Origin of the sequence: Sodalis sp. (in: enterobacteria), assembly GCF_047607725.1 — a bacterium.
GTDB lineage: Bacteria > Pseudomonadota > Gammaproteobacteria > Enterobacterales > Enterobacteriaceae > JBLKSS01.
The window spans coordinates 1-7612 of record NZ_JBLKSS010000184.1 but is presented as its reverse complement, the minus strand read 5'-3'; the positions used below and the strand labels follow the sequence as shown (position 1 = coordinate 7612).

Here is a 7612-nt window from a genome sequence, read left to right as displayed (position 1 = left end):
CCTCAAGAGAATCAAATAGAAGACGTAACAAGCTTAGGCTATAAGAAAAGCGGAGTAGCCTAAGTAAATACTACGCTATCGCATGCTAAATTTACCATACTTAATTTAATGTTTTATATAATTATTTTATTTAAAGATGATGCTCAAAAGGCGTTTAAACGGCTTTCAAACTTACTCAAACTACAACCAATTCAGTCCAGAATATAGTGCAAAAAAATCATTTTCTGATCATTTTTTGCAATGAGTTCAGAATCCTTAAAATCGTTGTAAGCCCCGCCAATAAAGGGCTTACGACTAATCCAACGTTCCCTTTGATAGTCCAGAAATGCTTGCCACCCCACAGTCGGTGATGAAAAATTAAACATCAACCTGTCTGGACTGGGGCATTTGATCTGCTCCTGCATACCGGGCATTATCGTGAAAAGTGACGCATCCATTACCGATAATCGAAGTTATAGAGTGGACTTTGCAAGTATCAGGAATAAGTTAGGGTTTGCTGCTGAATGTGACCTAAAGAAAGGTATAAAAGAGATCGAGATGTTGGTGAGAAGCCATTTGATTCCTGATCCCAACTTAAATATTTACAGTAATGTCAAAACTCTGGAACATAACCTACTCGTCAGGGGGCTGCCATGAAAGGTAAACCCGCTATTCTGGGTGGGAAGAAAGCCTTTTCCCACGGAATACCCTTCCTGAAACCTTATATTCCTTCTATTGCGACCTTAAAAGAGAGCATAGCGGAAATCTTAACCTCCGGAATGCTTACCAAAGGGAAATATTTATAGGTATACGAAGACAAGGCAAAAGCGTATAGCGAGGACGCACAAATGAATGTCGTCGCGGTATCTTGGCCTGACTCTTACCTTGGAAGCGCTTGGCATAACAGGGAAAGTCTTGGTGCCGTCGTTTACATTTTGTGCATCTGCTAATGCGATTGTACAAGCCGGGGCCAAACCTGTGTTTGTTGATTGTTGTCCGGATACGTATAATATAAGTATAAACGATCTCGCGCAAAAAATAACCAACCAGATGGAAGCGATACTCGCGGTCCATGTTTTTGGTGTGCCTGCGGATTGCCTGGCTCTCGAAAAGCTAGCTAAAGCACACAATATCAAGCTCATATTCGATGCTGCCCACGGCATGGGATCAATATTGAATAACATCAAGATTGGTCGTTTCGGTGACGCTGAAATATTCAGTGCCACCCCGACGAAAACGCTGGTTACGGGGGAGGGTGGGCTGATTTTTACCCGGGACGCGGCTTTAGCGTAAAGATTGAGAACGTATCGAGAGTATGGCAATCCAGGCGATTATGATTGTACCTATGTAGGCACGAATGGACGACTTAACGAGATAAGCTGTCTAATGGGGGTCGTCTCGTTCGATTTATTGCCGGAAAACATCAAACTACGCAATGCAGCCGCTAATGCCTATACTGAGAGATTAAAATCGGTTCCCGGTATCAGCCTGCAGCATATACCTCACAATGTATTGAGTACCTATAAGGATTTTTCAATCCGGGTAGATGAACAACTCTTTGGCTGCGACAGGGACGTTTTGGTGGCGGCTTTATGTGCCGAGGGCATACCAACAAGACGCTATTTCTTTCCCGTGGTACATAAAATGAAAGCCTATAAAGAATTTAACGCGACCATATTACCCGTCAGTGAAAATATAGCTGCAAATATTCTTTGTCTACCTATCTATCCTTTGTTGCCATTAAATGACATTGCGGCAATATCATCAGCTATAGTGAAAATACAACGCCATGCGCACCGAATTGCAAATTACATAAACGGAAATTGAAAATGAGCAGATATGTAAAAGAAATGAGAGTCATGATCGGTCACCAGCCTTTATTATTGGCGGGGTCAAATGTTATCATTCTGGATGAAAGAGGCAATATTTTATTACAACAAAGATTGAATGGCCACTGGGGTTTGCCGGGAGGGTTGCTTGAGCTGGGTGAGTCATTAGAAGATACCGCGCGCAGCGAAGTGTTGGAAGAAACGGGACTGACGGTTGAAAACCTCCTATTTCTAAACGTATTTTCTGGCAGAGAGTACTTTTTCACGCTGCCTAACCAGGACCAGATACATGTCATAACGGCTCTATATCTTTGCCGAACCTATCGTGGAGAGATGGTGATGAACACAGAAGAGTCAAAGGATTTAAAATTCATGCCTAGCGAACATCTCCCCGTCAACACCGAGACAGAGTATCGCGATTATATTAAGTTTTATCAGGATAATCAGTCTCTCTATGACGTTCAAGGAAAGTAACAACGCTTTATGGCATAGATTGAATACCTGAACGCGGCAAAATTGCTAGGGCTCTGCCCGCTTTGATGTCTCTTACGCGGCTATACCCGTGGCTATAATAGACAATGAATTCTTGCCTATCAGATTCAGCACTTGCTTAGCCCCTAGCTCTTAGTCCTCAGCCCTAAGCCCGTGAGGCCATCGCGTCGCGAAAAGTCATTTGACGACGTTCAGCCCATGACAAATCGCCCCTCCCTCCAGCGAGAGAATGCTGCTTTAACGGGCACGCACCGCCACCGCCCACCGCCAGCGCCACCGCAGGCCCGCACCGCACCGCGTTCGAGCGGACCGGGTCCATAACTGCGTTATAACACGCTTCATCTTGGCTTTCTGCTATAACTAATTCGAGTTAGCTATGGTGTCCGCAAGTCAGTGAGATAGCTAATAAGCAGGATCCACATCACACATCCGTTACAAATCTTTTGAGTTTTCATTCAGCGTAAATATAATGCTAACTCAAGGTGGCAATAGGGTTGTTCCCATGAATGGATATTATCTTGGCGTTGACGCCGGCTCGGCCAGCGTAAGAGCAGGGTTGTTTTCCTCCCGGGGCGAGCGGTTAGCTTTCACCACCCGTCCTATCAGCCAGTTTCATGACGAAGGCCATTGCGTTGAACAATCGTCAGACGAAATTTGGGCGGCCATAGGGGAAGCGGTGCGGGAAGCGGTTACGACATCGAATATCGCTCCTGAACGCATCAAGGGCATCGGTTTTGACGCCACCTGTTCCCTGGTCATGTTGGGCAGCGCCGGCGAGCCCCTCTCGGTGTCCGCCAGTGGCGATCCGCAGCGCAACATCGTCATGTGGATGGATCATCGGGCGACTCGCGAGGCGGAAGAGATCAACGCTACGGAAGATCGCGCCCTTCAGTATGTGGGCGGCAAGGTCAGCGTGGAAATGCAACTGCCCAAAATCCTGTGGTTGAAGTGACATTATCCCGAACGTTACGCACAATGCGCCCGGCTGCTGGATTTGGCGGATTTTTTGGTGTGGAAAGCCACCGGCGCCGATGTTGCTAGCGTATGTACCTTAACCTGCAAATGGAACTACCTCGCCCATGAAAATCAATTCAGCGCTTCGCTATTAAGCGCGATGGGGCTTGAGGATGTTCTGGCACACATCCCGCCCGTCATTTTGCCGCTGGGCAACGCCGCCGGCAAACTCAGCCCGCAGGCCGCCCGCGCCTTTGGCCTGCCGGAGGGCATCGATGATACCGGTGGCCACCGGTATCATCGATGCCCATGCTGGCGGTCTGGCGCTGCTGGCCGGGGATCCCGAGGGGAGCCTGGCTTTGATCGGCGGAACGTCCAATTGCCATATGATCGTCAGCCGCGAACCGTGCCAGATTGCCGGCGTATAGGGGCCCTACTGGAATGCGATGCTGCCGGAATGGTGGTTGAACGAGGGCGGCCAAAGCGCCGCCGGCGCGCTGGTGGAGTGGACTATCGCTCAACACGAGGCCTGGCCGGCATTGCAGCAGGAGGCCAAACAGCTCGGCGTGAGCCACTGGCAACTACTGAACGAATGGGTAAGCCATCTTGAACAACGCGACCCTTTCCCCACGCGGGCGCTGCATGTGTTGCCGGATCATCACGGTAACCGCTCCCCGCGAGCAGACCCGCTGGCGCGCGGGGCGGTCTTCGGCTTGACCCTCGATCGCGGCCGCGACGGCTTGGCGCGCCAGTATCTGGCGACGCTGCAGGGCATCGCGCTGGGGACTCGGCATATTATCGATGTCATGCAACAGGCGGGGCACCATGTATCGTGGCTCTTTCTTATGCGGCGGCGTGACGCGCAATCCCCTGTGGCTGAGAGAGTACGCCAATGCCACCGGCCGCACGCTGCATCTGGCTGCGGAAGAGGACGCGGTGACGCTCGGCGCGGTGGCCAGCGGCGAATATGCCGATTTCGCCAGCGCCGCGCGGCAAATGGGGCGGCCCGGCGCGGTGGTTGCCGCCGATGCCGAAAAGCAGCTTTTTTTTGCAGCGAAATATCGCGTCTTTTTACAAATGTATGATGATCAGCAACGTGCCGCCGCCCTAATGCAGTACTCCTGATAATAACAAAGGAGAGGCTATGCTAACGCTAAATCTGACGCCCGCCGCCGCTTCGGTCCGCGCCGGGGAACGCGAAGTGCTCATGATAACCAATGCCGATCTGCGCGAACCGGCGAATCTGACCTGCTGGCCGATGCAGCAGCGCTTTGAGCAAAAGTTGCAAACGGCGCTGGAGAAAACGGGATGGCACATGAAACGTGCCCACGACGTGGATAACGCGCGTGGGTACGGCTTTATCAGCTCACAGAAGGAAGGCAGCGCGCTTTTCGCCCATATCGATGCCAATGCGCCGCTGATTGTCCTATTGACCGCCTGGCAATATTCCCACCATATCGCGCCATCGCTGGTGCATCACCGCGGGCCGGTCCTACTGCTGGCGAACTTTGACGGTACCTTCCCGGGGCTGGTGGGGATGCTGTGCATGGCGGGTACCCTGACCAGTCTTGGCAAAAACGTTTCCCGGCTGTGGTCGGAGAATTTTTATGACGCCTTCTTTGAGCAGGGGCTGGCCACGTGGCTGCGCGATGGCGCATTGCACCATTCAACCCACTATCTGCGCGCCATTCCTCCCGCCCATGCTCTGATGGCGACCGCGCCGGGGCAGATAGGCCGGCAAACGGGCGAATATATCCTGCGCCATAAGGCGATTATCGGTTTGTTCGATACCTTATGCATGGGCATGCTGAACGGCGTGTTCCCGGTAAAAGCCATGGTAGATGCCGGTATGCCGCTGGAATCGCTGTCGCAATCGGCGCTGTTGGTGGAGATGGACAAAGTTCCGCAGGCGCTGCGGGAAAGCTGCCTGCAGTGGTATGAGCAGCGTGGCATGACCTTCCATTTCGGCACCCGCCACGATCAGGATTTGACCCGTGAACAAGTGCTGGAACAATGCGCAATGCTGATTGCGCAGGCCCGTTTTGTGAAACGATTTTGTCTGGCGGAGGTGGGCGTGCAGTACCAGCAGGGGCTGAAGGATTGCTGTGCCGCATCGAACTTTGCCGAAGGCGCGATTGGCAACGCCGAGCGTTTCCCGATCCCCGATGAGGACGGCAATATTATTTGGCCGGACAAAGCCATCCCCTGCATTAATGAAGTGGATATGGGATCCGCCATTCCCCAGGCGATGCTGTGGCGTTTGCTCGACGCGCTGGGGCTGCCCGCTGAAACCACGCTGCACGACATCCGCTGGGGCAGTGACTATCAGGGGGTGTTTTATTGGGATTTGGAAATTTCCGGCACGGTGCCGTTTGAGCATTTGAAAGGCGGGATTGCGGGAGCGCAAGGGTATCATCAGCCGTCAATGTTTTTCCCAAACGGCGGTTCCACTATATGCGGTCAAGGTAAAGCCGGACGCTTTGTTTGGGTGCGGGCGCATTATGAAGGGACCGGCATTGTGATGCATATCGGTACCGGCCGCGGTGTCGAATTGCCGGCGGAGGAGTTTGAACGCAGACGGCGTGCCACCAATTACGAATGGCCGTTGCTTAATGCGGTTTTAGACGGCGTCAGCCATGACGATCTCATGGCGGGCCATCAAAGTAATCATCTGACGCTGGCCTATGTCGATGAGCCGTTATTGGCCGAGGTGTTAACGGCATTTGTGGCCCAGGCCTTAACGCAAGGTATTCAGGTTTACGTTGCGGGCAGCGCCTATGAATTATTAAGCAAGCAGTGATAAAGATAAATTCATGGAAGAATAACGATAAATAAGGCTATTAAGAAAAGCTGTACTATTGCATTAATTGTGGTTTTAGATCGATACGTTTTACAACACGAATGATGACGTAAAAGAGCAGGACATTCCCCTGCTCGCGTCAACGCGCACGTGACAATATAGCTTGAAATAAAAACGTTTAACTATGATGAATATCAGCGCCTGTTGATATTCTTACTCTGTTACCTGAGCAAGCTTGAGAATATTATTATGCAAAACGTTAGCAAAAAAGAGATGCGCCTGGCGGTAATATCGAGCCTGGTAGGCAGCATTCTGGAATTCTATGATTTCCAAATATACGGCATGGCCGCTGCGCTGGTATTTAATATTCTTTTCTTCCCTGACATTGATCCGACTACCGCATTATTAGCCTCGTTCGCCACCTTTGGGGTAAGGTTTATTGCGCGACCGTTGGGCGGCATGTTTTTTGGTTACCTGGGCGATATCATCGGCCGTAAAAAAACGCTGGTCATCACGCTTATCGGCATGGGGATCGTGTCATGTCTCACCGGCCTGCTGCCGGGCTATAGCAAATAGGGCTGTGGGCGCCGGCGTTGCTGGTGCTGCTGCGCTTCCTACAGGGTTTCCTGGTAGGCGGCGAGTGGGGCGGCGCGGCGCTGCTGGTGTATGAATACGCGCCACCCCCCCGGCGCGGTTTTTTCGGCGTTTTTCCGCAAATCGGCGGTTTCCTCGGCAACCTGCTGTCCGCGGGCACCTTCGCTCTGGTCACCTTGTTACCCCAAGATGATTTACTGTCGTGGGGCTGGCGCATCCCCTTCCTGTCCAGCGCCATCTTGCTGGGCGTGGGTCTGTTCGTCCGCGCCAAACTGGATGAAACCCCCGCATTTAAAGAAATGCAAAGGCAGGAATTGATCCTGAAGGACAAAAAAACCATTCCGACCGTCGAGGTTATCAAAAATTCCTGGCGCAGTATTCTGACCATAATGCTGTTACGGCTGGGTGAAAGCGTTCCTTATTATGTCGTAACGGTATTTGCGGTCTCTTACGCCAGCACTCTGGGTATTGAGCGCGGCACCATGCTGTTGGCCATTGTTTGGGTTTGTATTCTGGTCTGCCCGATGCATCTGCTGTATGGCGCGCTTTCCGATAAAATCGGCCGCCGCAAGATTTATCTCTTTGGCGCCATCGTCGCTGCCATCAGCCCCTTTCCCTTCTTCTGGGCACTGGAAAGCCATTCGTTCGTGTTAATGCTGTTGGGCTATAGTACTGGTGATAAATATTGCCCATAACGCCATCAACTCGATGCAACCTTCCCTCTTTTCGGAATTGTTTAGCACCAGAGTCCGCTATAGCGGGATTTCTATCGGTAGCTAGTTTGGCGCCATCCTCGCGGGCGGGTTTACACCGCTTATCGCAAGTAAGCGCCCCGTGGAGGACGTCTTGAATTATTGGTGGGTTTGTTGTATGGCCCGGTAAGAATATGTTCCACTACGATGCCTAGTGAACCCGCATCCTATAAGGGACGGCTGTCAGATCATGGATAATCCGGCGATGATAG

At 51.7% G+C, this 7612-nt stretch carries 4 protein-coding genes and 2 pseudogenes; all 6 read left to right on the top strand.

Features of this window, described 5'->3' with window-relative positions:
- Positions 1-831: 831 nt before the first annotated feature.
- Positions 832-1806 (top strand): annotated as a pseudogene (locus ACMX3H_RS15420) (DegT/DnrJ/EryC1/StrS family aminotransferase).
- A gap of 2 nt (positions 1807-1808) precedes the next feature.
- Positions 1809-2282, top strand: a complete 474-nt coding sequence (locus ACMX3H_RS15415; protein ID WP_415211456.1) for an NUDIX hydrolase — start codon at positions 1809-1811, stop codon at positions 2280-2282.
- A 520-nt stretch (positions 2283-2802) separates the two neighbouring features.
- A pseudogene (locus ACMX3H_RS15410) lies at positions 2803-4379 on the top strand (FGGY-family carbohydrate kinase).
- Between the two features lie 19 nt (positions 4380-4398).
- Positions 4399-6054, top strand: a complete 1656-nt coding sequence (locus ACMX3H_RS15405; RefSeq protein ID WP_415211455.1) for a signal transduction protein — start codon at positions 4399-4401, stop codon at positions 6052-6054.
- Between the two features lie 249 nt (positions 6055-6303).
- Positions 6304-6630 (top strand): MFS transporter, encoded by a 327-nt coding sequence (locus ACMX3H_RS15400; protein WP_415211454.1) that lies wholly within the window; start codon positions 6304-6306, stop codon positions 6628-6630.
- A 23-nt stretch (positions 6631-6653) separates the two neighbouring features.
- Positions 6654-7343, top strand: coding sequence for an MFS transporter (locus tag ACMX3H_RS15395; RefSeq protein WP_415211453.1), 690 nt, complete (start codon positions 6654-6656; stop codon positions 7341-7343).
- Positions 7344-7612: the final 269 nt, after the last annotated feature.